At 38.1% G+C, this 26,495-nt stretch carries 24 protein-coding genes; 8 read left to right on the top strand and 16 right to left on the bottom strand.

All coding sequences use genetic code 11. The annotated features are described in order from the left end of the window. Positions 1 to 64: 64 nt before the first annotated feature. Positions 65 to 982 carry a helix-turn-helix transcriptional regulator gene (locus PO903_RS09435; protein WP_273593246.1) on the top strand — a complete coding sequence of 306 codons (918 nt, stop codon included), beginning with the start codon at positions 65 to 67 and terminating at the stop codon, positions 980 to 982. A gap of 160 nt (positions 983 to 1,142) precedes the next feature. Here the strand turns inward: PO903_RS09435 and PO903_RS09430 are convergent, their stop codons facing one another. The 4 genes from PO903_RS09430 to PO903_RS09415 all read right to left on the bottom strand — a co-directional run bounded on the left by PO903_RS09430 (position 1,143) and on the right by PO903_RS09415 (position 3,228). Beyond that, positions 1,143 to 1,979: a DUF4261 domain-containing protein gene (locus PO903_RS09430; protein ID WP_083243394.1), complete on the bottom strand. Its 837-nt coding sequence runs from the start codon at positions 1,977 to 1,979 to the stop codon at positions 1,143 to 1,145. Between the two features lie 197 nt (positions 1,980 to 2,176). Further along, entirely contained in the window at positions 2,177 to 2,443 is a 267-nt protein-coding gene (locus PO903_RS09425; RefSeq protein WP_069326812.1) for a NifU N-terminal domain-containing protein, read from the bottom strand. A gap of 59 nt (positions 2,444 to 2,502) precedes the next feature. Then, positions 2,503 to 2,958, bottom strand: a complete 456-nt coding sequence (locus tag PO903_RS09420; RefSeq protein WP_069326813.1) for a HEAT repeat domain-containing protein — start codon at positions 2,956 to 2,958, stop codon at positions 2,503 to 2,505. Between the two features lie 93 nt (positions 2,959 to 3,051). Beyond that, positions 3,052 to 3,228 carry a DUF3934 family protein gene (locus PO903_RS09415; protein ID WP_069326814.1) on the bottom strand — a complete coding sequence of 59 codons (177 nt, stop codon included), beginning with the start codon at positions 3,226 to 3,228 and terminating at the stop codon, positions 3,052 to 3,054. 186 nt (positions 3,229 to 3,414) lie between these two features. On the opposite strand from PO903_RS09415, the gene PO903_RS09410 reads away from it, so the two are divergent. Then, a complete protein-coding gene (locus PO903_RS09410) occupies positions 3,415 to 5,661 on the top strand; it encodes a hypothetical protein (protein WP_273593245.1) in 2,247 nt (748 codons plus the stop codon). A 99-nt stretch (positions 5,662 to 5,760) separates the two neighbouring features. On the opposite strand, the gene PO903_RS09405 is transcribed toward PO903_RS09410, so the two are convergent. From PO903_RS09405 to htpG, 6 genes are all read right to left on the bottom strand, one after another. Beyond that, positions 5,761 to 6,048, bottom strand: a complete 288-nt coding sequence (locus tag PO903_RS09405; RefSeq protein ID WP_273593244.1) for a hypothetical protein — start codon at positions 6,046 to 6,048, stop codon at positions 5,761 to 5,763. Further along, positions 6,048 to 6,344 carry a hypothetical protein gene (locus tag PO903_RS09400; RefSeq protein ID WP_273593243.1) on the bottom strand — a complete coding sequence of 99 codons (297 nt, stop codon included), beginning with the start codon at positions 6,342 to 6,344 and terminating at the stop codon, positions 6,048 to 6,050. Before PO903_RS09400 ends, PO903_RS09405 begins: the two co-directional genes overlap by 1 nt. Before the next feature lie 54 nt (positions 6,345 to 6,398). Continuing rightward, entirely contained in the window at positions 6,399 to 7,106 is a 708-nt protein-coding gene (locus PO903_RS09395; RefSeq protein ID WP_273593242.1) for a hypothetical protein, read from the bottom strand. After that, on the bottom strand, positions 7,103 to 7,720 hold the full coding sequence (locus tag PO903_RS09390) for a DUF6707 family protein (protein ID WP_273593241.1): 618 nt from the start codon (positions 7,718 to 7,720) through the stop codon (positions 7,103 to 7,105). Before PO903_RS09390 ends, PO903_RS09395 begins: the two co-directional genes overlap by 4 nt. Before the next feature lie 184 nt (positions 7,721 to 7,904). Further along, positions 7,905 to 9,605, bottom strand: coding sequence for a methyl-accepting chemotaxis protein (locus PO903_RS09385; protein ID WP_273593240.1), 1,701 nt, complete (start codon positions 9,603 to 9,605; stop codon positions 7,905 to 7,907). Positions 9,606 to 9,964: 359 nt separating this feature from the next. Next, a complete protein-coding gene (gene htpG / locus PO903_RS09380) occupies positions 9,965 to 11,863 on the bottom strand; it encodes a molecular chaperone HtpG (protein WP_069326819.1) in 1,899 nt (632 codons plus the stop codon). A 203-nt stretch (positions 11,864 to 12,066) separates the two neighbouring features. Between htpG and PO903_RS09375 the strand changes: the two genes are divergently transcribed. Next, complete coding sequence (locus PO903_RS09375; RefSeq protein ID WP_273593239.1) at positions 12,067 to 13,104, top strand: BtrH N-terminal domain-containing protein; 1,038 nt, start codon at positions 12,067 to 12,069, stop codon at positions 13,102 to 13,104. 78 nt (positions 13,105 to 13,182) lie between these two features. Here the strand turns inward: PO903_RS09375 and PO903_RS09370 are convergent, their stop codons facing one another. The 3 genes from PO903_RS09370 to PO903_RS09360 form a co-directional block, all read right to left on the bottom strand. Next, positions 13,183 to 13,584 carry a response regulator gene (locus PO903_RS09370; protein ID WP_273593238.1) on the bottom strand — a complete coding sequence of 134 codons (402 nt, stop codon included), beginning with the start codon at positions 13,582 to 13,584 and terminating at the stop codon, positions 13,183 to 13,185. A gap of 36 nt (positions 13,585 to 13,620) precedes the next feature. Then, positions 13,621 to 14,664, bottom strand: a complete 1,044-nt coding sequence (desA, locus tag PO903_RS09365) for a Delta(5) desaturase DesA (protein ID WP_069326822.1) — start codon at positions 14,662 to 14,664, stop codon at positions 13,621 to 13,623. A gap of 897 nt (positions 14,665 to 15,561) precedes the next feature. Beyond that, positions 15,562 to 16,203 (bottom strand): DUF1349 domain-containing protein, encoded by a 642-nt coding sequence (locus tag PO903_RS09360; RefSeq protein WP_069326823.1) that lies wholly within the window; start codon positions 16,201 to 16,203, stop codon positions 15,562 to 15,564. A gap of 127 nt (positions 16,204 to 16,330) precedes the next feature. Between PO903_RS09360 and PO903_RS09355 the strand changes: the two genes are divergently transcribed. From PO903_RS09355 to PO903_RS09340, 4 genes are all read left to right on the top strand, one after another. Further along, positions 16,331 to 17,530 (top strand): MFS transporter, encoded by a 1,200-nt coding sequence (locus tag PO903_RS09355; protein ID WP_069326882.1) that lies wholly within the window; start codon positions 16,331 to 16,333, stop codon positions 17,528 to 17,530. Positions 17,531 to 17,652: 122 nt separating this feature from the next. After that, positions 17,653 to 18,891 carry an aspartate aminotransferase family protein gene (locus PO903_RS09350; protein ID WP_069326824.1) on the top strand — a complete coding sequence of 413 codons (1,239 nt, stop codon included), beginning with the start codon at positions 17,653 to 17,655 and terminating at the stop codon, positions 18,889 to 18,891. Between the two features lie 92 nt (positions 18,892 to 18,983). Then, positions 18,984 to 20,021, top strand: coding sequence for a zinc-dependent alcohol dehydrogenase (locus tag PO903_RS09345; protein ID WP_069326825.1), 1,038 nt, complete (start codon positions 18,984 to 18,986; stop codon positions 20,019 to 20,021). A gap of 30 nt (positions 20,022 to 20,051) precedes the next feature. Then, the gene (locus tag PO903_RS09340) at positions 20,052 to 20,771 is read left to right on the top strand and encodes an HAD family hydrolase (protein ID WP_273593237.1); all 720 of its coding nucleotides are present in this window, start codon (positions 20,052 to 20,054) and stop codon (positions 20,769 to 20,771) included. Between the two features lie 106 nt (positions 20,772 to 20,877). On the opposite strand, the gene PO903_RS09335 is transcribed toward PO903_RS09340, so the two are convergent. Then, complete coding sequence (locus PO903_RS09335; protein ID WP_273593236.1) at positions 20,878 to 21,753, bottom strand: aminoglycoside 6-adenylyltransferase; 876 nt, start codon at positions 21,751 to 21,753, stop codon at positions 20,878 to 20,880. Between the two features lie 102 nt (positions 21,754 to 21,855). Next, positions 21,856 to 22,710 (bottom strand): SDR family NAD(P)-dependent oxidoreductase, encoded by an 855-nt coding sequence (locus PO903_RS09330; protein ID WP_273593235.1) that lies wholly within the window; start codon positions 22,708 to 22,710, stop codon positions 21,856 to 21,858. Positions 22,711 to 22,875: 165 nt separating this feature from the next. Here PO903_RS09330 and PO903_RS09325 point away from each other — a divergent pair, with 165 nt between their 5' ends. Then, entirely contained in the window at positions 22,876 to 23,331 is a 456-nt protein-coding gene (locus tag PO903_RS09325; RefSeq protein ID WP_069326829.1) for a MerR family transcriptional regulator, read from the top strand. 83 nt (positions 23,332 to 23,414) lie between these two features. Here the strand turns inward: PO903_RS09325 and PO903_RS09320 are convergent, their stop codons facing one another. Beyond that, positions 23,415 to 26,414 carry an S-layer homology domain-containing protein gene (locus PO903_RS09320; RefSeq protein WP_273593234.1) on the bottom strand — a complete coding sequence of 1,000 codons (3,000 nt, stop codon included), beginning with the start codon at positions 26,412 to 26,414 and terminating at the stop codon, positions 23,415 to 23,417. Positions 26,415 to 26,495 lie beyond the last annotated feature (81 nt).

Genomic DNA, 26,495 nt, shown 5'->3' with positions numbered 1-26,495 from the left:
CAAGTGATTAACGTTATTCTATCAACAATAAGAGCAAATAGATTTAGAAGAAGGAGAGGTTTTTGTGGACAATTCCGGTTTTTCGCATCCGACGTTTTATCGTAAACAGCGCCTTGCTCCAATAGAACAATGGTCACCGAATATTCATTATGCCCAGCATCAGAAGTTACCTACAGGAATATTAGATCAGCGCATCATTTATGATTTTGAACTGTTATATGTACGTAAAGGGGAAGCAGTTACTCATTTTGAAGATGATAGTATTGTGATCCCAGCAGGGCATTTGTTATTGATTCCAGCAGGTGTTGCTCATCGTAACGAAGTCAGGTCTACGCCGAATGCCCATTTTATCGGTATTCATTTTGACTTTTTTCATGAGCTTCAGATTATACGAGATGAAGATTTAATCGTGAATGAACATAAGATTATCGATACCAAATTTGCAACTGAAGCGATAGCTGAAGGATTCGAGCCTCTTTCCAGTCAGCGTCTATATCTGCCTTCTCCCTTATGTGTGCAATTGATCGAACAATTGGTTCAAGAATTTACGATGCGTCCACCGGGTTATCTACTGATCTGCAAAGCCTTATTACTACATATTCTCGGTCTACTTCTTCGATCTCAGAAATCGTATAATCATATGAATCCACCTGTGCAAGGAGATCGAATCTTAGATATCATGAATCAGATCGAACTTTATCCTGCGGATCATTGGAGTAATGCTAGACTTGCCCATGAACTTAATATGAATGAGGATCATATGATCAAAGTATTTAAAAAAGTGGCGGGTATGCCTCCTGGAGAGTATGTACAGATGTTACGTCATCGTGAAGCAAGGCGATTATTGCGAGAAACCAACGGGTCTATCGAAGAAATAGGACGACAAGTCGGTTATCACGATATTCATTATTTCAGCCGTATTTTTCGTAAAAGCGAAGGGATTCCTCCGCGGGCTTATCGTAATTTGTCACGGATATTGTAATGTCCTCTCGGATATTAATGCACTTTATAATTAAGACAACTATGATGAGCATACACATATCCAAATCAAGCAAAAAAACGGCTACCTTGTAAGATAGCCGTTCTCAGGTAAAGATTATATAGGATTCACACACTAATTTTATTAAACAGATACTTACAACTTAATAACCAATCTTAATGCTTTCATTCTCAACAGCTACGCCCTGCGATAACGTTAACGACAGACGTTGTTCTTCTGAGAAGCCAATCGTTTCCCCATGCTCTAAAGTCACATCGTAACTAATAATGTAATCGACAATCATCATCGTAAATTCAAAGACATCACTTAGTGGATGCTCGGAATGAATGATTTCGATTTCGTATTTTCCGAAATTTTGCAGACCTCTTGTATATGCAGAGCGACCTTGCTCATCTTGATATAATCCGATAAAGACCCATAATTGTACAGGTAATTCTTCGTCTTTCAACATTTGAGCACTTTCGACATAGCTCTCCGCAGACACGACCATTGGTTGCATATAGAACGCTAGAGCATCTTTCATCTGCATCAGACTGCTTACGATTTGTGTAAAGAGTAAATGCCCTGCAATCGGATTCGGTGCACCGGATACACTTACGATCACATGAGAACGATGAGTCGCTACCACTTGCTCTGCTTCTGGCCATAGCAGATTATACTGACAGCATTCTTCTACTTCACGGTTAGGAATCGGTGCTGGCATATGAGCAACCACCACTTGCATCCCTTCCACTTCAAAAACGATATTTTCTTCATTCGGCTGATTTTCAATCACGATTTCTGCATCTTTATGTAAATAACTTATAAAGGATTCCCAATCACAAGTCTCACTGCTGAGTAAGGCAAATCCAAGCAACATCGGTGTCTGCCACGAATCCGCTTGATCTGGCAATGCGGTCGGCATTGGAACGATATTATTATATTCTGAAGATGATGTTGTTTCTTCTTTATTTTTACGAAATTTATCAAAAATACCCATAGTGTGATACTCCTTCGCAGATCGTATAGTGGTTCGATTTCACAAAATATAAACCTGTGCATATTGTAGCAGGAATACGATTAATATTCACTTGTGTTCCTTTATTTGATATAGATGCACTCATAATGATATAAAAAAAGAAGAGCAATCTGCTCTTCTTTTAGCGTACGAATGAAAGTCTAATGATTGTGCTACAATTACTCAGCATTCTCAAAAGCAGCTTCAACTTGTGGAATAATATCATCCCAGCTCGCATCAGGTAATTTACTTATCGTTACAAAATCACGCATCCCAAAAATATTATCAACACCGTCGATACTGATCAATGCGCTTGCTAGTGGATGATCTGTGCTATCACCTGCTTTAAGCGAAGTGCTAGCTGGACCTTCAAAGATATGTTGATTGGCATTGATTTTGACCGCGTTCGGGTTAGGTGTGTTCTGGATACTCATTTCGATAGCCATAGGGTAATTCCTCCTGATAGTTGGATTAGGGAGTAGATGTTGGTACTAAACAGATCATCTTACTTGGTATCGTAAGATTCCCATTTTGCTTTTAACCAGTTGTCGAACTCTTCGCCTTTTTCGCCTTCATACGTGTTGTAGATATCTGCACGCATTTTTTGCAATTTCACTTTGAAATCTTCAAAGCTATGATCTTTAGGCAAGCTCTTTTTGATACGAATTAATGTTTTAGTTAATCCTTTGAACAATTCAGGCTTCGCTTTAGATGGTTGTTGTACATCTTGTCCTAGACCTCGCAATTGCTTATACGCTGCATCTTGCACAGCATATACTGGATCATTGTTCATCATATGCGTAAGCAGATCAATAATCGGCTGATGGTTGTATTGTCCTAATTCATTGACAGCGTTCAGACGCTCCTGCCAATCGGATTTGCGGTGAGCCGCTTTTTTTAATTCTTCATAATTTTCTGGTAATTCAAATGACGTACTTTCGAAATGTGATTCTTCTGTCAAAACATTCAATCCCCTTCTATTTTCAAATCCCGTTACTCTTTATTATAATTCAGCTTCTATCTCGATTGAAAGACATTTCGCTGAAAATAACAGTTAATCTGTACTTTTAGTGGTCGGTGTAGACTTGGAATTGCCTTTTTTATCTTTGTCTGCTCTTGTTGCATAAGGTTTAGGTGCACTTTTGGTTTTTTTAGCGCTAGCTTGCCAGCGATTCCAACCTTTTTTGCCCGTTCCGCGACCTGTTCCACCTTTGCTTTTTGCGTTAGCCAAAATATCACTCCGTTAGATGTAATACATAAATCTGCCTGTGCATACAGACATCCCTATGCTTCTTTAGTCTATTGTAACAAACCCTGCCACATATCACCAACTGGAAAAACAATAGTTACTTATGTTAAATTGGATATTGATATGTTAAGGTCGATATTACAGGCTACGGATAGGAGATATAAAGTAATGCGAAAAATAGGTTTGTTGATTTATTTAATTCCTTTAGTCGTGATCAGCATTATTGCGTGGAATGATTATGCAGGTGGAATAGAAGAAGCACGAAACAATCCGGCTGCTGTACATAACGTCTTTTATTTGGATAAAGGTCAAAAATTAATCAGTATTGCGGATGGCGAACAAGGTCTGCAAGGGATGATCTATAATACCAGCAATCATCAACTGGAAAATGATATTCCTCTTGCCTCCAATATATTCAAAGACATCGCTGCCGCTTATCAGAATAAGCAATTGATTGTTGCAACAAAAGATAATAATGATAGGTTATCTGTCCATGCGATCGATGCAACAGGCAATAGTAAAGAACTCAGCAATCATTCGATTATCATCAATGATTATTTGAGAAATAGTACATATATGTGGCGCAACCGTCTTGTCCTGGTCAATGATGGTTGGACAAAGCAGAGTAAAGCAGGGCTCTCAGAAATACAGAATGGACAACTACACTCGATAGACCTAAGTGACAGTTCTGTCTTACCTGCTAGACCGACGAATATAGATAATACTCATAATAACTTTGAAAGCGATGTAGCGATTCCGATGCTGGTGGCTACGCTGAAAGATGGGCGTTCTGCTTATATCAGTGGCATTTTGGATAAGCAACATCGCCCTGCTGTATATGTTCCTCAGGCTGATTTAGTTGGCTATGAAGCAGAAGAACAAGCTGAGCAACAATTTGTACAACATTTCCAAGCAGACCCTACCCGTTTGTTACAAGTAGAAAGCGATTATCCGAAGCAAGTACGGTTTTACAATCAAACAACAGATCAAGTAGGCGCATTACTTCCTACTCCCCAATCTGTCTATCAAGCTCAGATATTGTTGCTTAATGATGAGGAAGCACTGGTAACCGGTTCGACAACCAAAGATGAAGCAGATGGCAAATTAATCGGTTATATCTATAATGAAAAAACCAAACAATTTACAGATATCTCTCCACTGCTTACGAACAAAACATACGATCAGATTACGAATGATAATTTCACCTTTTATAAAGAAAATACAACTACACCACTGTACTATTCAGAGACCGATAATTCCGCAGGTTGGTTCAATCCACAAGATGGTTCTATCTCTCAGATCACCAACGCTGAAGTGGAGCAATGGCAAGCAAGTGATCCTGCTAAGCAAAAGTCATGGCAAGGATTTCTGGCGTATATTTTAGAAGGCGGGCCGATTGTATTCAATTTAATTATCTGGTTGATTATCCCTTTTCTTTTGTTAGTCATTCCGTTCGTAATTCACTTCATTTTGCGTAGACGCAAAACCAAACAGCTCCAAAAAGGAGTAGTGACTCAAGCGACTATTATAGCTCGTGCTGAAACGGGAACGTTTATTAATGAACAGCCTCAAGTGCGATTTACAGTACAATTTGAAGATGAAGGTGTATTGCGCAAAGTGAATATCAAAAAGGTCGTTTCTTATTTACAGATGCCTTCGATCGGTGACTCAGCTATGATCAGCTATGATCGTCGTAAGCAGACCGCTATTTTTTTAACAACCGAAGATGTTCCGGCGCAACCTCAACCTCACATATTGTACAATGCCGTCCTGCAAAAAATAGATACGTATGAGCAAGTCAATCGTGGACAAGCCTTACTGTTACATTTTGAGTTAGATGGTCAGACTTACTCTGTTCCGGTAGTACAACCAAATGGATTCCAATACCGTCTATGGGACAAAGCCAATCTGATCCAAATTGCAGGTATGACACGTCTACTCAGTTATGGCGTATTGACTGACCTCAACAAAAAAGACGAACTCACTTTACAAGGTGAAATTATATCGATTCAACCTTTTGCTGTACAAATTCATCAGCGTCAATTGATGCTCATGGAAGTACTGGTATCCCAAAACAATCAACGCATTCAGAAAGTGAGCAGTCAATTTGTACCGTCACAATTAGCATTGTCTGTCGGTAATCAGCTTCCTGTCACTGTAAAACAACATGAATTCCAGCGTGACCTCCGCCTGATGCAAGGCAAGCAAGGGAGCGCCAAAGTCATCGCTGTTGAATTTAACGGTACTACCGGAGAGCGTCCACTTGCACGTATTACTGTTCAGCGTGGTGATGCAGAGTATGTATTGGAACAATCGATCGAGCCTGTATACGGTGTCGAAGTAGGCGATGAATTATGGATTGCTTATGATGAACAGACACGCGAAGCGATGATTGTAAAGTATGCTTCGATGTAGATCAAATGTAGCTAGAGTTGAGGTAAATAGAGCATACACAACAAAAAACCTTCTCATCTGCATCGGCAGAGTGGGAAGGTTTTTTGTTTTTATATAATTTTAACTAAACGTAGCAAAATAAGCTCTGGACAAAAGCAATAATAAGAACATTATAATACTCCCTGCAATATAACCGGATAGTCCAGAAGCGCCTTCTTTTTTGAGAAAGATTCCGCCTACACTCATTATCAACAACCCAAGTGAAGGAATCCCTATAATAAAAGCTAAAATAACTCCATCGAAATACAGTCGACTTTGAAAATAGTCCGTGTGTATGGTAATCATAGCCACAAAACATACTATATTTATAATAGCAACGACTGCCCATATTCCTTTAAACCATTTCATCATAGTATACTCTGTTCATTGAAATAGGCTTTAGATAAAAACAACATAGCCACCATCACTAGACTACCTATCACATACCCGACTACTCCTTTAGCACCTTCTTTTTTCAGAAACAATCCACCTACTGTCGTTCCTAACAAAAGTATGGCAGGACTTGCGATGATCAATGCTAATAGAATTCCACTAATAGGAAAACCATGTGCGAAATAATGACTAACTTGAATAAACATAAATACAACAGATGCTACATGAAATAGCCCTACTGCTCCCCACAACCACTTAAACCACAGCATCATAGTGTATTTCTCCATTCTTTATTTACAAATTCATTCCATTTTAAAATATGTAAATCACTCATAATTGATTTCTTTCTCTTGTGCTATTAAGGTCGAAGTGGCTTGAGCTGTATCTATTAAAAAAGTATCTTTCGGAATGCTGAACACATCATTTATCGTCATAATATATCGATGAGGTTGATCTGTTGATTCCATATTGACCCATCCCTCATCACTCGATTGAATGCTATAAGCCGCACCAAGATCAATAGCAAGATCGATTTTGGATTCTTTACCTGTATGTATATGTTTGAGATACAATCTCACTTTTTCATTACTCTGGAATGTATTGACCAATTCTAATCGGTACTGATATTGCTGATCCGATGTTGTGACCAGTTCATGCGTTTCGATTCGTTCCGTTAGCCACCCAGCAGGTTCAATAGCTTTAAATTGACTTACACTCAAAGCTAATAAAACCACTGTGCACGAAATAAATACCGTATTACTAACCAGACCTTTGGAAAGAGTATTACTCACCAAAAAAATGATCGTAAACAATAATGTCATTATCGAAATAGTGCCATACATGACGACCACTACAGTCCCTATCAAATCCAGACCTCTTTGAAAATTAGCTGTTGCGGTGAGCACCAACCAAATGTATGAAGCAATATTACCTAATATCGCTATGATTACAATTCTTTTCAACCAATCGTTTATACCCATTTCACTGGATGGTATATCTCGCTCATCTTTCTGAAATAAATAGCGTATCTTCATTTGAAAGGTTCCACCTTCTCGATACCGACTTGCTTCACAATCTCGTTAATTCGCTTCATATATTCTGTACTTTCTTGCTCTACTTTCTCATCTGTATAAGGAGGTTGAGCGCCTAATTCTTTGATTTTGAAAAGCTTCATCACATACAATATCCGTTGCTCACATTCCATAGAGGTATCATTTTTCTTGATAGCTGCATCTATCGTTTGGGTACTTAGCGTTTCTCCTTTGACGAACCGGGCTTGCACATTATGCTTAACTTTTACTACCGCTTCTTCGCCAGTATTGAGCGCATCTTCTATCAATTGCATCGATTGATCATACAAACCTTGCTGTTCTTTTTCACGAGCGATACGGGCTTGAAGAACCAATGCATGCTCTACCCATGTCCAGTAATCATAATTTTCTTCAAAAGGAATCTGTGATAGCTCCCCCAGCAACTCTTTGATCTGTAGCTTCTGACCGCTTTGAGTGATATATAAGAGATAACTTAATTTCACCAATGCCGCCAGATACGCTTTTTGGGTCTTTTTATATTTGGCTGGAATCTGCTCTATGTATGAATGTAGTTCTGCTTTCTTTTCGATACGGGTAAATACTTCTTTTAATTGCATCGTAATCTCCTCCATCTGAAATATCACTTTATTATATTCTAGTTGCTTCCACTTCTTCATGATCTTAACATAAAGCCACAACCTTTTCTCGAAACAATGTGAGAAGGTTGTGGCTCTATTGGTTGTTATATTTGCTAATTACCGTTGTATGATATAAAGATAGTATACCTGATCTAGTCGAAAATTATACTTTGCAGAAAGCGATCAATTGTTGTAATTCTTCTGCTAACTGTGATAGATGACGAGCAGATGAAGCTACATCTTCCATTGTAGATAACTGTTCTTCACTAGCCGCATTCATTTCATCAATACCCGCAGAACCTTGCTGTGATAGTGCACTTAAATGTTCCATCGCTTCGGCAACTTTTTGAGTTTCTTGAGTGGCATTATTGATTAATGTATTTGTTGAATTAGTTTGTTGGACAGTTGTATTAATAGATTGCTGAATCGCTTCAAATGCAACTGTGACCCGTTGTCCTCCATCAATACTAGCTTGAACACTGTGTACAGAACCTTTTGCTTTATCGACAGCACTTTGACTTTCTTGTTGTACATCTTTGATCAAGCTAGTAATTGTAGTGGAAGAGCTCGCTGAACTTTCAGCCAGTTTACGGATTTCATCAGCAACTACGGCAAATCCTCGTCCAGCATCACCTGCACGCGCGGCTTCAATAGAAGCGTTAAGTGCTAATAGATTGGTTTGTTGAGCGATCTGCTGAATAGCGGAAGAAGCAAATCCAATCTGCTCTGATTTCGCATTTAGATTCGTAAGCACATTTAATGTAGAATGAATATCGCTTGATAATTGTTCAATACGATTTGTAATATCTCGTACTTCATCAATTCCTTTTTCAGCAGTTTGTTGCATGTTTTCGGTCATTTCGCCCACTTGTTGGCTCGTATGAGAGATTTGATCCATCTGACGTGCCATTCCATTTACCGAATCTGTCACTTGAATAACTGTTTGGGTCTGGGAGGTAAAGCCAGTTGCTAATTCGCCAGAAGACGTAGCAATATGAGAAGAAGCCTGTGCTGTTTGCTCTGCACTAGCGGTTAACTCTTCCGAAGATGCAGACAGCGTCATTGCACTTTCATCTACACTTTTAATAATTTTACGCATACTTGCTATAAGCGTATTAAAAGCGGTAGCCACCTGACCGATTTCATCTTTTGCCTGATAATCTGCTGCTGCTGTAAGATCCCCTTGAGCCGCTTGATTCATCAATTGTTGAACTTTACGTAATGGACGAGAAATAAGTAATGCAATCCATAAGCCGACCAACAAAGATACGAGCAATCCAATAATAATAAAAGTAACCATAACTATAGTAGACCGACTATACGTATTATCAGCCGTAACTTTACTTTGATTGGCTTCATTTACCATACTGGTACGCAAAGTATCTAAATATTTATTCAAAGTAATACGTGTATTTTCTAAATCAGTGTAATTTGACTGAGCAGTCGTAAGATCGCCTGCACCTACCGCATCTAAAATATTCTGCCGAGCGTCTGAAAATGCTATATTTGTTTCTGTAAGATTGGCTAAATTTTGCTGATTTTCAGGACTAAGAGTCGTTTGTTTAAGCAATGCGTATTGTTTGCCTGTATCCGAAGCTGTTGTAGCCACTTCTTTTATCAATGTTTCTCTTTCCGTCATATCTGTTGTACGCGTAAGTATTAATAGGCGTTTGGCATTGTTACTATAATTAATAATAATCTGATCCATAGCCATCACAGGTTTCATATTTTTCTCGTACATATCTGTTGCAATGTTAGACATTTGTTTTGTTGAAGTCGTACCGTTAAAGCCTAAAGCAAGCAATAATAGTAGATTAATAATAATTAAAATTACAATTTTGGTACGAACACTTAGATTCTTCATATTCAATAAACCCCTCTGAAAGTTTTTTAGTTTTTATTAGTAATGCCTGATTGTGTATTACTTCATATCACCAACCTCTATCTATGATGTTTATCTAATTAGAATTTTGAAGTATATCGTTATTCAAACTAATGACTTAGCAGCTTAAATTTTGATCAATTAAGACTTTAGCAATACATTAGCTTCAAATTTAACTATATTTATATGTCGGTAGTACTAATTTAAATATGTATAGCAAATCCACCATTTGTTGTAAAAAATATTATTTTGTCGTTTATTGACGAATAAAAGCACAAAAAAACTCCTTATGATTAAGGAGTTTTTTTGTGCTTTTATTTTTTATAGATTAACTATTGAATTTAAACCATCACTTTACAAATATCGTTCGTAAATTCTACTGGATCTTGTACCGGTAGACCTTCGATCAACAATGCTTGATTGTATAGTAAGTTCGTATACAAGTTCAACTTGTCTTTATCGTTTTCAAGCGCATTTTTAAGTGATTGGAATACATCATGGTTTACGTTGATTTCCAATACTTTATCAGCTTTCACACCGCCACCATCTGGCATTGCTTGAAGAATTTTTTCCATTTCAATCGATAGCTCGCCTTCTGTAGATAAGCAGACAGGGTGCGATCTTAGACGTTTGGATGCTTTGACATTGGATACTTTACCTGCCAAAGTCGCTTTCATCGCTTCAAATAGATCTTTATTTTCGTTTTCTTCTGCTTCTGTGGTTTGATCTTTCTCATCTGGTTCGATTCCAAGATCGCCACTAGATACAGATTTGAATGCTTTATCTTTGTACGTGTTGATCATTTTAATAGCAAATTCATCAATATCATCTGTAAAGTATAGAATTTCATACCCTTTATCAGATACCATTTCAGTTTGCGGTAATTTCTCAATACGTTCAATCGATTCACCTGCTGCATAGTAGATGAACTTCTGATCTTCTGGCATTCTGGATACATATTCGTCCAGTGTTACTAATTTCTTCTCATGGGAAGACGCAAACAACAGAATATCTTGCAAATCTTCTTTGTGCATACCATATTCGTTATAGACGCCGAATTTCAATTGTCTGCCGAACGATTGGTAGAACTTCTCATAGTTCTCACGCTCTTCTTTGAGCATCGATTGCAATTGACCTTTGATTTTGTTTTTGATATTTTTAGCGATTAATTTCAATTGACGATCATGTTGTAGCATTTCGCGTGAAATGTTAAGAGATAAGTCTTCCGAATCGACCATCCCTTTCACGAAGCTAAAGTAATCAGGCAATAGATCGCTACATTTATCCATAATCAATACGCCATTAGAGTATAGTTCTAAGCCTTTTTCATACTCTTTGGTGTAATAATCAAACGGTGTATTTTCTGGAATAAATAGAATCGCATTATAGACAACAGCTCCATCTGCGCTGATATGAACATGCTTCAGTGGTTTGTCAAAACCATAACGTTTTTCATTATAAAAGTTCTCGTAATCTGCGTCGGTTAGCTCGCTTTTGTTTTTGCGCCAGATCGGAATCATACTGTTAACCGTCTGTTCTTCTGTGTATTCTACATATTCTGGTTCAGCATTTTCGTCCGTGCTTTCTGTTTCTACAGGACGACTGCCGCTGATATCCATTTTGATCGGGTAACGGATAAAGTCAGAATATTTCTTAATGATCGCTTTTAGACGATATTCTTCCAAATATTCATCGTATTGATCATCTTCTGTATTTTCTTTGATTTTGAGCGTAATCACGGTTCCTACAGTATCTTTCTCTGTTGGTGTGATTGAATAGCCTTCTGTTCCTTCAGAATGCCACAGGAACGCTTGATCACTACCTAACGCTTTACTCGTTACAGTTACTTCATCTGCCACCATAAACGCCGCATAGAAGCCTACACCGAATTGACCAATAATATTGTGACCATCTTTTGCTTCATTTTCCTTTTTGAAAGCAAGCGATCCACTTTTGGCGATAATTCCTAGATTGTTCTCAAGGTCTTCTTCGGTCATACCAATGCCTGTATCAGCAATGGTTAACGTTCTAGACGCTTTATCCGCAGATACTTTGATATAATAATCTTCTTTGTGGAATGTCAAAGAATCATCGGTTAATGCTTTATAGTAAATTTTATCAATCGCATCACTTGCGTTAGAGATTAATTCGCGCAAAAAGATCTCCTTTTGCGTGTAAATAGAGTTAATCATCATTTCTAATAATCGTTTGGATTCCGCTTTAAATTGCTTGGTAGTCATGAAAAGTAAGTCTCCCTTCGATTCTGCTTTTTTTAGCACTCTGACAATACGAGTGCTAATCGCTACCTTTTATATACCATATACTGATTTTGAATGTCAATTCTTATCACTTAATTTGTTTCTTATATCTGGCAGTAGTATGATAACAACATACATAAGATGTTCTTACTATACACATATGAAGATAAGGAGCGAAATTATATATGTCTTCCTTTTCCAATTTGCTTGATTTGAAACCTTTATCTGGATTCGACTGGTCTTGTTTCAATGGGAATATTGCAACCGCTATCTCTTATTTTGGTAACGATTACTTACACGCTTTTCAGCAGTCATGGACGTTTTCACGATTCGATCAACATGATCTTCCTTATCATTCGCTAGGTCAAGAAACCTATACGTATGAAGATATTTTAAAATATGCCAATGTAGATTCTATGCTTCATCGTAATATTGCTTTACCAGATGCGCTCCACAAAATTCATCAAGAACTTGAAGCAGGTCGACCTGTATTGGTTAAATGTGATGCTTTCTCTTGCCCATGGTTTCCTGATAATTATCATACTCTGCATAACACACACTTTTTTATTATTGTTGATTATGATCCACAGACAGATGTATTCTCTTGCACAGATGTCTCTTATATGACTCATAACTATAAGCAAAGTGTAGCTGATTTTAGTCAGGGATTTCTTAATGAAGTGATGACATTCTCACCTACTACTCGTACTGCTCATACTGAAGAGATAGATATAGATATAGATTCATTATTACTGAATATTGCCAAAACCAATCTTGGACTCCAACCTCAAAGCTATTCTATTTTTAATTCGATGCGTATATTTGCCGATCGATTTGAAGAATGTTATCAGTTAGCGGTGACAGAAATGAACCAATTCGATCTAGGTGCTGCTAATAAGTTACATCTTGAGTTATTGTATATTATTCAAGCTCGTATGCAGTTTTTGAGATGGTTAGAACATTATGCGGATACTGAAAATGCAAATATACAACGTATACGAGCCGCTTTTGAACAATCTATCAAAAGTTGGTCGATTGTCCGTATGATGTATCTCAAATTATATGAACCCAAATCCAATAAAGAACATATCTTTAGTACATTGCCTGAAAAGATTAAAGCGATTGCCGCAATGGAAGAAGATATCGCTTATACTATTTTGCATATGGAACAGATGCGAGTACTCAACCTCAAGCTATCCCCAGCTCATACTTCTATCGGGTAGCAGGTCTGTCTCTCCCGTCAAAAAACACAAAAAAAGAACTGCCCTTTGCGGAGCAGTTCTTTTTTGACATATTATCGTTTATCGTAAATCTTCCCAATCGCTGAGTGCTTCTTCAATCACTCGTTTGCGTAAAGGTTTACTGATATAGGCGTTCATTTTAGATTCTGAAAGTAAATCTACATTCAGAAGATCAGTAGAACAAGCAATAATATAAGGCTGTTTCTCATTTTCTGAAATAGCGGATCGAATCTGTTGAACAGCTTCAATCCCACCCAATTCTGGCATACGCAAATCCATAAATATCATATCGTATGAATGTTGCGCAGCCAGTTGTACAGCTTCTTTACCATGCCTTGCACCTTTGACTTTATGCCCTAATTTCCTCAACATTTCCATTAACACATAACGGTTAATATCATTGTCATCAGCAATCAAGATCTCAAGGTTTTTTGTTGTCATATATTCGGAAGAATAGACCACCTCTCTAATAAACCTGGTGATACATCTATCCGATCGTTAACCTGCTTTTTGATGTTGTTTTTTGTTCTTCACTTTAAGTGAAGTATCAATATCTTTGAAGCCGATAAATTTCTTCGTATCTTCATTCCAAATACGGAAACGTAACGACTGCAAGCTAGTCAATAATGTAATTGTCTGTACATCTTGCAATACAGGACTTGTATTATGCGCGGACTCCAAGAAGTAATTGGGTACACGTGAGCTTAAATGATGAATATGGTGGAAACCGATGTTACCGGTAATCCAGTGCAATACTCTAGGAAGTTTGTAGAAAGAGCTACCATGCATAGCCGCTTTAACATAATTCCAGTTTTCTTCTTCTTCAAAGTAACTTTCTTCAAACTGATGCTGTACATAGAACAACCAGATACCGCCTACACCAGACATAAAGAAGATTGGACCTTGAATCATTAGAAATGCTTGCCAACCGATTCCCCAGCACAGCAAACCGATAATTACAACAAGCGCTACGTTAACCATATAGGTATTCATACGCTCTTTTTTCGGAGCGCCTTTACGGTTAAAACGGTAGATCAATAAAAATGTATAAATAGGACCGATCGTAAACATAATCATTGGATTACGATACATACGGTACACCCAACGACGTAATGGAGATAATGCTAAATATTCGTTCACAGTTAATGTCCAGATATCGCCTGTTCCGCGTTTATCTAAATTACCATTAGTTGCGTGATGCATAGAGTGGCTATAGCGCCATTGATCATAAGAACATAAAGTCATAATACCTGTAATATTACCTACAATAGTATTTGCTTTACGGTTTTTGAAAAAGGAACGATGACAGCAATCATGAAAAATAATAAAGGTGCGAACTAAGAATCCGCCAGCAAGTACCATAATAGGGATAGTCAACCAGTAGGATACTGATAAACTAAGGTATGCAAGATACCATAGACCGAAAAATGGAACAAGTGTATTAATCAGTTGCCATACACTGTATTTCGTGTTTGATTTCTCATAGGGAGCTAAACTTTTACGCCAATTGTCTTGATCTTTCGTCACACGCGCAGTGGACATATTTGGGTGCTTCCTCTCTTGGGATCGATTCGTAACCTACTTCACAATGATTCCACAGTAGTCACTCATGGAACCCCCGAGAAAGATTAAGTTATCACATAGGGCTTTTTGAACATTTTCGAAAAATTAGTACCTGCCTATATACTCTATTGTATTACGTTACATAGGTGCTTGTAAACCAAGCTAGCTCTTTTCACAGGATATCCATACAATATGTCTAAAAACCAAACTTTTACATATTCACATATATACATAACAAAAAAAGATTATTTAAAGAACAGCATTTTCTGCTGATTCTCTGAATAATCTTTTGGTCGATTGCTTCTTACACACGAAGCTATTTTGTGTACCATTACCCGGGAAATATAGAATTCATTATACGATCTGTCCATTACTTCTATACTACTTATACAAGTATTAGGAAGCTCAATAACTTACTCCTGTTTCTTTATTCATTTTATTACAAGTCTTTGTGCATATTGATTATGACAAATTAACTTTAGAGCTAACTAATCCTTACATCTTCAAAATAAATATAGTTCTTTTGTAGGGATAAATCGCCCAGCTAAAGTTATAAAGAGCCATAAAAAGGATAGAACAAACAAAAAGACCTCATAAAAATCAGGTCTTTTTTGTTTTGTTATTCCATTTTTACGTAATTTCAATTTTGAATCTATCTTCTGTTTCTAAAGTAGCATTTACAAAATAGAATAAAAATGATTTTAATTTTACTCATTTTATTCTTTAAAATGCTATGTCATTCTTCGCTTTCCTTATTTAATTTGAAATGAAGAACTTTACATATTATTGACTTGACTATTCAAATTTGAGACTCTATAGTTATTTATTGTAATTAAATACATAATTTTTACATTTTTATCTAAGTCATTTTTTCTGCTATTTGTTCTCTTTTTGAAGCGGTTCAATATGCAAATATTCGAACTCCACATGACAGCCATCTCCTTGTGGGCTACATGCATATACACCACATTGAAAAGGCGTTTGATCATTTTGATCATCAAACAAATGAGCGATCCGTATTTGATTCCATTTCAGTTCTGAAGCATCATCTTGTTCTTGTTCGGCATATTCAATTGTGTAATCACCCGCTTCACGGCGAATACGAAATAAAAGTTCGGTCTCGCCTGCAACAAAGTTTTGGGTAGACCAATCTGAATATCCATTGTTGGTAACAACGGCACCTAACTTGGCATGACCATCTGTTTCAAATTCTACAGAAGTCTTAAGCCAGCAATGTTCTGAAAAACGAATCATCAATCCAGCTTGATCATATTGGTGAACTGGATATGTACGCACTTTCGTTGTCATAATCATGTCACCTGTCATCTCGGCAAATAGAAAATGTCCGTTGTCTACTCGAAATCCATAATGTGTTTTTTGCCAGAAATCAGTTTTCGCTAATGGTTTGAAAGTAAGGACTTGTTTCTCTGAAGAGACTTCCCATTCTTCAGGTGGACAGTGCCATTGCAGTCGTTCATCCATAGCCTTACCTTGAAAATTTTCTAATAGTTGACTCATTCCCTATCACTCCTTATTCGATGAATACATAGATGGCAGTTTCTGTACAAGATCTGCCTTCATTCATTATGTTGATCATAGATGGAAATTTCAAGTGTATTTGATTATTTATGGAAGGGTGATGATGTTGAAAAGGATTTTTGGATTAAGTTGTGGCTTTTACTTTCTAATCGGAATTACCAGTGTTTTGTTAGGCGCTCTGCTGCCCGTCATTTTACCTCACTACGGTAAAGATTACAGCGATGGAGGCACATTGTTATTTTTACAATTCATGGGCTTTCTTGTGGGGGTAGTTGTTTCTCCTTCTTTATCTGCATGGGTCGGACGCAAACATATGTTACTGATTGCATTAGGGGCCATTACGATTGCTTATGCAATGATGGGTACTTTGCCAGTATGGGGTTGGATGGTCACGATGACGATTTTTGTAGGCTTTGGTTCAGGTATTATCGAATCTTCGATTGGAGCCTTTACGATCGAATTCGCTGAAGCGCAAAAAGCAGTCGCGATGACCAAGCTAGATGTTTATTTTGGAGTAGGTTCATTATTAATTCCTGCTTTAGCAAGTCTGTATATTTTCTTAAATGTATGGCAGTTGTCTTTCTACACTGTTGCATTAGCTACTCTTCTCTTACTGTTATTCTGGATCACCATGCCAGCAGATAGTTCTGCGCAACTTCGGCGTATTCAAGAACATGATGCCGATCATACCGGAGCTGTCGTGAAACGAAAATATAGCGGTAAACAATTACAATTTCTCAGTATTTTCATCTTATTCTTTTTTGTATACATGGGTCTTGAATTAGGAGTGATGAATTTTCTACCTTCTATTCTGATCGAAAGTATTTCGATTAGTGATTCAGCTGCTTCGCTTAGTGTCACTTTTTTCTGGGCAGCCATGACGATTGGTCGGTTATTCGTAGGTCGTATAGCAGAATCGATTCGTTATGTTCCTTTCTTGATTGGTAGTTCGCTTGGCATGATGCTGATGATTATTGGACTTGCTTTGGTTTCTCATCCTGTAGCGATGTATATTTTGATTTTTGCTATCGGCTTATTTATGTCAGGACTATTCTCTATCGCTTTAGTATTCGCTAATTCTCTTATTCCAGGAATGACCGAACGTACAACCAGTATTCTGATTGCTGCTGGTGGAATCGGTGGATCGGTCTTGCAGTATGTGATCGGTTGGAGTATGGCGAACTGGTCTGTCGGACCTACGTTATGGGTATTTGCTGGATTCTCATTAGTGCTGTTAATTAGTATTGCTTTTACTTCTCAATGGAGTACTTCACAAGCCAAATTAACATCAAGAGTGCAATCCTAGATCCATACTCTGTAAGGGAGGTGAGGAACAGCGATCCAAGAAACGATTGTAGTTGAGTGGTATCAATGACAGAGCATTTTAGCAGATCAAGTCTATTTGAACTTAAAATCAGGAGGCAAATCATGCAAACTTTAACTGAGAATCGGTTTCGTTATGGTAGAGGTATTAAATTAATTGACGATACAGGTACAGAATATATAGATGGTGTATCCGGTACATTTAATCTTTCTCTTGGATACAATCACCCGTATGTAGTGCAAAAAGTACAAGAGCAAGTTGGCAATCTGACGCATATGTCGTCTACGTTTACAGAACCTTATGTCGATGAAGTGTTATCTCATTTGTTAGAATATGCACCGAATGGGATTGATACAGGCTGGATGCGTGACATCACGGGTTCCACTGCAAACGAATGCGCAACTAAAATTGCTCAAAAATATACTGGTGATACCGATATTGTCAGCCTTTTCTACTCTCATCATGGACAGACACAATTTGCCACAGGTATTTCGGGTAATGCTTTCCGTCGTAAAGGATTTCCGAATTCCTCTGTTCCCAATTCTCTGCATGTCCCTGCACCTTATTGCTATCGTTGCCCGTTCGATGCCAAGCCGTCCAATTGTGGAATGAAATGTGTAGAAGCGCTAGCCGATCAGATTGAGTATGGCGGTTCTGGTTCTACAGCTTGTATGATTATCGAACCGATTCTAGGTAACGGTGGTAATATTATGCCTCCACCTGAGTATTTCAAAGGTATTCGTCAGTTGTGTGATGAGCAAAATATCATCTTGATCGCAGATGAAGTACAGACAGGTATTGGTCGTACTGGTTATATGTTTGCAAGTACATTATTCGATATTAAACCTGATATTATTACGCTGGCTAAAGGGCTTGGTGGTATCGGTGTCCCTGTTGCTGCGGTATTGATGCAGTCTCGTCTAAATGTCCTTGAAAAACATGAGCATTCCTTTACTTCAGGTAGTAATCTGATCTCTGTTACAGCAGCTAAATCAACATTGGAAGTTGTGTCTGAACCTGGATTCATGGAAGATGTACAACGCAAAGGAAAATTACTGGGCGATTTGCTTTTAAATTTGGAAGAGAAATATAACTGTATTGGTGAAGCTCGTGGCGTAGGTCTAATGTGGGGTCTAGAAATCGTAGATGAATATAATGCTCCAGATACCAACAAAATGAATGCGATTATCAATTTTGCTTTTGCTGATCAACAATTAATTCTACGTGGTTCTCGTTATGGATTCGGTAATGTCGTTAAAGTTCGTCCTTCTCTTACTGTAACAGATGAAGAGATTGTAGAGATTATCCGTCGGCTTGACCTCGTTTTGTCGTCTTTGGATTAAAGCGCTTTTACTTAATTACGTTAAAATTATGTATATACGTTGTTATCTGAATTGAAAAGAATACGCTTAGCTTTAATATGAGGAGGAATATTATGTTATCACTTGTCTACAAATCAGCTTGGGACGTTGCTCTGGAAGAAAGACCACAACCACAAATTACGCAGGAAAATCAAGTGCTGGTACGCATTCATGCAACAGGCGTATGCGGAACTGACCTTGGTATCGTAAGTGGCAAATACCATGCCAAATCGTCTATCATTTTGGGACATGAATCAGCTGGAGAAGTCGTACAAGTCGGTGATCGGGTGACGACGCTACAAGTTGGGGATCGCGTTGTGATTGACCCTACCTACTATTGCGGTCAGTGTAATATGTGTCGTACAGGAAGACAGAACCATTGTTTACATAAAAGCACCACGGAGACAGGAGTCAGTAGTGATGGTACATTTACCGATTACTATGTAACCGAAGATCGGTTCCTTTACAAATTAGCAGATCATGTTAGTTATGCAGAAGCGACGCTAACTGAACCTTTAAGTTGTATGCTGACAGGTATTAATCAGATTCAATTACTTCCTAACTTCCGCACAATTATTTTGGGAGCGGGTCCGATCGGGATGTTATACAGTTATGCTTTGGCTTCCAAAGGGGTATCCGGTAGTATTGTCGATATCTCACAGGATCGCTTGCATATTGCAGGTGCGATAGCGCCGGAACGTTGGGATACTCATAACTCTTTTGAAAGTGCATTAACGCATATTTCTCCATCCGATCATCAAGTGGATCTGATTGTGGATACAACAGGAGCTGTAGGGACAACTGTCCTTTCTAATCTAGCACATGGTGGATATCTGATGCTTGTAGGTCTGCGTGATGGAGTTAGCTCTTTCAACCCTAAAGAAGTTGTTGACCGTAGTCTCAAAATTATCGGTTCGATCGATTCTTTAGGTACATTTGCGACTGCTCATTATATGATCGAACGCAATCTGATTCCAGCAAGTAAGCTGATTACGCACACTTTTGCACTGCAAGATTATGAAGAAGCATTCCAGACGCTAGGTTGTAATATCAGCAGTGGTACATTGACACCATCTTCAAATGCTATTAAAGTCGTTTTACAATCTACTTAATTGGATCTGAAGAATGGAGGTCAATTCAATATGACATCAGAACATCTTAATCATCCTTCATCCCCATTGTGGCAAGACCCGCCGATTCAAGCGTTCATTTTTGATATGGATGGTGTGTTGATCGACAGTGAACCTATTTATTTTGAAATTGAAAAAAGTTCTTTTCAGCATCTAGGGGCTACCGTTGAAGAAACAGAACATCATACGTATGTAGGGGTGACGCTAGAATCGATGTTCCAGCAGGTACTGGATAAGCATCAGCTGGATCATGTCCTAGCTGAAGTGCTAGCATTTCATAAAGAAAATGTAATGAAGGTCATGCAAGGTCATGAAGAGCTACAAGCTTTTGATCATGTAGAACAATGGATTCAATGGTTGTCTAACTCGGGAATCAAGCTGGCAGTCGCTTCCTCTTCTCCACGTTCTTTAATCGAATTGATTTTGGAACGTACGGGATTACGTCCTTTCTTCACCGTGATGGTCAGTGGTGAAGAAGTAGCTCATGGTAAGCCTGCACCCGATATTTTCTTACATGCGGCAGAGCTATTACAGGTCGATCCGCAACATTGTGTAGTGATCGAAGATTCTCGCAATGGTGTTCAAGCAGCGAAAGATGCAGGTATGCGCTGTATCGGTCATCAGAATCCAGGTTCAGGCAATCAAGATTTGAGCAAAGCAGATATCATTATTCATAGTTATGCGGAGTTATTGGAATTACGTGATTCTCTGCATATCGGTGTACGTTCATAAGAAGAATCGACATCTTAGATGATCAAAAAGCCTTATTCCTTCTATTAGGAGTAAGGCTTTTTTGTATATCTCAGAATGATAAGCCCCGAGTATAATTTTTTCTATTTTATAAATCAAAATCTTGAGCTTCAGGACTTAGAAAATGAATATGATGCATATACGTACGAACCTTCTGATCTTGAACAGTATCATATTCAAAGTTCATTTGCTTGGCGACATCACAAGCCGTTTGCCGAAATAAATCCATCATTACATCTAATGCTTGCCAGATCTTCTCTTCATCCGCAGTAGGATAAGTCGCTAATAACTGTGTCCATACAGATGGTTCAAGAAAAGATTGTAGATACTTATGGTTTTTCCCGATGCTCACTTTGAATGCTGTATCGATCCCTACTTGCCATGTTAACATTTGCAATACCATCGGACGAATATAAAGATGGAGATGATCCAATACGTATATCATTTCCTGTCTCCATAACCCTTTAGCGGCATACGTGGATACCCACCAAAATTCATTACAACAATTCGCATACTGTTGTGCTGTTGGCGATGTAATATGATAATCCTCATCTGTCGGTGGCAAAAGTTCAGGCATCCGCTGATCTTTGTCTAGCAGTACGTCGATAAGCTTATCTTCATGAATATAAGTCGCTTGAAGAGACAGAGGAAATAATCTGAGATCAATTCGGTTCCCATCCGCCAGTAACATCAAATAAGCAAATCGTCCATCATTATCCTCAAGCGAATCTCCCATAGCATCTGGCATTTGTATTATAATCTTTTCACCGAAATAATCTGTCCAATCACAGTCTTCTATAAAAGATTGCACATCGGTCACCAGATACACGATATCGTAATCTTGAAAAATATCGACCGGTACTTTGGTATTCACACGCGACCCATTCATCGCTACTACCCGCACCCGTTCATCCTGCTCCGCAAATTGCATAATTAAATCCATCATCTGCTGTTGATTACGCATATGAGATCATCCTTTCTTTGGAAAAGAAACATGTCTTCGCACATATAGCAACTCTGTTGAGTGTCCACTACTTTTAATGGGATATCCAAAGGATGGGATTATTTATCTTTTATACTCTTGCTCATAGATTCTATGCACACGCTCGCTGATTATAGATGCACTCTGTTTAAACTTTAACCGAGTAGTCTTGCCTTTAACAATATAATCACCTGCTACCAATAACGAACGATTTTCTCCTAAAGCCGCGTCATATAATAAAGAGGCTCCATGCGTCGGAGCTGGAAAAAATAATCGCGTCAGGATTTGGATAAAAAACGGAATCCCTGATTTTTTACCCGAACGTAGCGTATTATTGCCACCTGGATCAACACTTAACAACTTAATTCCTTTGAGATGTTCAAATTCAGAAGCACGTTCAGAAGTCCACAGCGATAAAGCTAACTTTGCTGTTGCATAGGCACCAATTAGAGGCTTAAATGTTGTCGGATGTTCTAACTGATCAGGATCAAATGTTAACCGTGTAGCAAATACAGCGCTGGATGTATTAATCACCGTACGTAGATTTCCCTGCTGAAGTAGCTGCTCCAGTTCTTTCAAAATAATATAGGGAGCTACAGTCTGTGTATCAAAGTGAAGCTCCCGTCCTTGCGGGGAAAAGCTTAATTCAGGATAACTTCCACCTGCATTATTATATAATATATCAATATGGGCTTCTCGGGCTTGAATCTGTGTGAGTACTGTTCGTAACTGTTCAAAATCAGATACATCAGCCACATAAATACGTAAGCGCTGATCTTGGATAGCTTGTTGAATCTGTATATCATCCGTAGCAAAGGAAGATCGAATAATCGCAATCACCTGCCATTGTTCCTCTAATAATCGATGAGTCAAAGCAAGACCAATTCCATGATTGGCTCCAGTAATACAAGCAACCCGTGCTAAAGACTTAGTATCCATCTGTTTTCCTCCTATTAAAATGAACCATTTTCACCCTTTATGACAAAGGGTTGAGTTCACTCTACAACTTGGAGTCGAATCGAAGTCAACTTCACATAAATAGATTGACTTGGAGTCAACTCCAAGTTGTACACTAATCATATGATCTTAAAGGAGTGATCCAGCATGAATCGAACCGAAGCATTTTCAATCAAAGAAGCTGCCTATCAAAGTGGACTGTCCGAAGATACGATTCGTTATTATGAGAAGATTCAATTACTTCCACAACCGAATCGCAAATCTAACGGTCACCGTGTATACGATCATACTAATATTGAAAAAATGAAATTAATCCTATGTCTGAAAAAAACAGGTTTATCTTTGGAAGAAATGCGACCGTATGTCCAGTTATCTTTAGATAGTGATCTAACCGATTATCCTGAACTTTATCATATGCTACAACAGCATCAACATACCATTCAGGAACATATTCAATCGTTGCAACAGATATCTCATTTTATTGATATTGTGTTAGAACGTACACCTTCCTTACGCCCTCCTGCAACATCTTGCACAAGCGAATCTCAAGATCACCGTGTTCCTTTGAACAGACACAACCTTTTGAAAAGCTCAGTCTCTTAATCATCCTTAACCAAAAAAGAACAAGTCAAAGGCATTACGCCTAGACTTGTTCTTTTTTGGTTTACAGCCTATTTATATCCTTTTCAAAAAGAGATTAAAGCCTGATTTAGTTTTTCTAAAACAGCAATTTTTTCGTCTGTTGTCGAATGACTTGTTAATGCATTTTTATCATCTAAAGCTGTTTGTAATGCAGTGATATCTTGTCCAGCAGTAGCCGTATTGATCTTGGATTGAGCTTCTACCGAGGCTTGCTCGATCCATGTATCTATAGTAGGTAATTGAACTACAATAGTCGTTTCTATATCAGCATCTCTAAGAGTTAAATGTAATGTTACATTATAATTTGCTGTATAAGCACTTCCATTATATTGAGATAACATTATTGTATCTTCAAAATCAGAAGTTACTAAATACGTATCATCAGTAACGCTTATCGGGTGTCCATTAACTTGAGTTGGTAACAATTCAATATCAGATATATACATAGCAATATTATCATTCAAAGAATTTGATGATCGCAATGATATATCTTTATCAATCTGTGTATCATAAGCCAAGACTTGATTGGAAGAAATCAAATCCATTTCTCGTTCCAAATCAAGCATATCTATCTCTGCCTGATTAGGTAATTGATGATAAATAGAGGTGGGTGGTATATTAACTAATACATTTTGATCGAAGAAGCTAACTTGATCATTATCTACATTCATATCAAATACATGCCAGTAAGGTTCTTCTCCATCGCCTACAGGAATATGATAAGTTTTCATTGGAAGTCTGTATGCTCCATTATATACTTTTACAGTAGCTGATGATTTTCGCAATGTTGATGCTGCTCCATTATTAGCAGTCGCACTATAATTTTGTACATAAAATGTGTATATGCCATCTACACGTTTCTTAATAGTGATCACTTCTGGTCCGTAAGAACTCATATTATCTGTATCTAAAGATACATAATTCTGATTCTGGTAATTGTATTGTCTATTGTCGGTAGAAGTATGGAATCCATAGCCATCGGGTGTAGGTCCTAACAAATGAGCATCTTCATCGTAAGGTAATTCATCCCATGTTAACACAATACTAATTTTACCTTCTGTTGGCATCCTTGAAACAATAGCACTTTGATCATAATTATATTCTTCTGCCAAAGACGTCGCTATTAGATAAGAAGGAATAAAACCCTCTTTTATCAGTTCACCTGTGTATACTCCTGGTGGGAGCGTAACATTATAATCTCCATGTTCATTGGTTGTAACAGTCGCTGCGATTGGTCCTTCTGTTACATTCAACCCCCGCCGAAAATGAATCGTCATTCCTTCTACGGATTCACCCTGTTCTTCTCCTATAAAACCTGTAAATCCATTGATACGTAGATCACCTTTACTAATCGTTAAAAGACGACTTGAAGAAGACGATGGTGTAACTGTAATCTCTAATATTTTATTATATTTGGCTTTTAAGTTAAGCGGATCAAATTGGATTACACCTGTGACACTATCATAAATAATGTTCGTTAGTGTATACGGCTTACCATTTAATGTAGCTGTCACTTCCATATCACTAAGCAATAATTCATTGGTCGGTTGGTTCAAATGTAAGATCGCTTGACCATTTCTGACATCCAAACTTTGCACAGGTTGTTGTACAACGACAGGTGTCGAAGAGTCTTGATGTTTCTTATCTTCTTTGCGAATATTGGTCACTGCTTGCTCGCCACCAACGACACCGCCTTCAATCAGTGCGGTTACCCCTGCACTAGTTGTGGTCTGATTCACTCGTGGTGTAATCGTGGATCCAGCTACATTAATGTATGCTTTTTCAATCGTACCATTACCACTGACTTTAGCCGCACTATTCAACGTCAACGATTGGATTGATGATGAAGATGTGGTGCTAATCTTATTATCTGTTGTGCCTGAAGCCACTGCCAGATTATCGACAGAACCAGTAAGCAATTGAGTTAGCACAGAGGATGACGAAATATCCATACTATCTATACGTCCCTTTAATGAAACGGTCGATCCCGATGGAATCTGATTGGACAAGACGACATTTGTAAATCCTGCTCCTGTTGTTAATCCTTTTTCTTCAAGTAGACCTCCAGATTGAAGAATCATCTGCTGTACGGTTGTTGCACCTGTAGTCACTACACGTACATTACCATCTTTTTTATTGATAACAGCTGTTTGCAGTGTAGCATCTTGAAGATGGATACTGTTGATTCCACCACCATTAATAGTCGTTGTTCCTTTAACAGTCACATGATCTAAGATGGCATCCCCTTCGCCGATTCCTGCACCTAAAAGAAGATCGCCTTCGATCACCATATTGCGAAGCGTACTGCCAGCACTATTTAACTGCATATCACCTGCTATTTGTTGTTGACCGGATGCAGGCCCATAGACACCTGCTGTATTGTATATCGTTGTTGGAGAAGATGATTTGGATGAGTTATTCGTATCCGACGATTCTAAAGAACGCTCCAAGACAGTAACAGCTTCTGCACGAGTCGTTGTATCTTTAGGACGGAATCCCTTTTCATCACCTTTCATCAGTCCACTGTCGATCACTGCGCCAATCGAACCTTTACTCCATGAAGGACTATAGAGGGTATCTTTCATTTGAGCAGCAGAGTTAGATGACTTTAATTTTTTCAAAGAAGTCAAAATAACAGCTAATTCTTGACGTGTAACTTTTTGATCTGGATGGAAAGTGTTATTTTTGTATCCTTCCATATATCCTTGTGATTTGGCGATCGCAACATCATGGTAGAACCAGTCTGAAGATTGTACATCTTTGTACGCAATCGAACTTGTTTGAGTAAATCCAAATGCTTTGTTAATCATAGCCGCTAGCTGTGATCTGGTTACACTTTGATCTGGTTTTAAACTTCCATCTTGAAATCCACTAATGTACCCTTTACTTTGCCATTGTGTCATGACATCCTTAGCCCAGTGATTCTGAATATCACTTGCTTGAGCAGTTGGTGTTGCTGTGAATCCCCAAGTAGGCAAAACAATAGCGACACTCAGCAATAATGTGATCCACTGGTGACTTCTCTTTTTCATATTCCCCAACATGAATTCCCCCAATAAAATGTAAGCATTATTTGATTTTATAACTTTAGACGTAGGTATATAGACATATTCTTTCATATTACT

The organism is Paenibacillus sp. PK4536 (genome assembly GCF_028594455.2).
Lineage (GTDB): Bacteria > Bacillota > Bacilli > Paenibacillales > Paenibacillaceae > Saccharibacillus > Saccharibacillus nuruki.
Note: the sequence above shows the minus strand (reverse complement) of the source record. Positions and strands in the feature narration are given on the sequence as shown.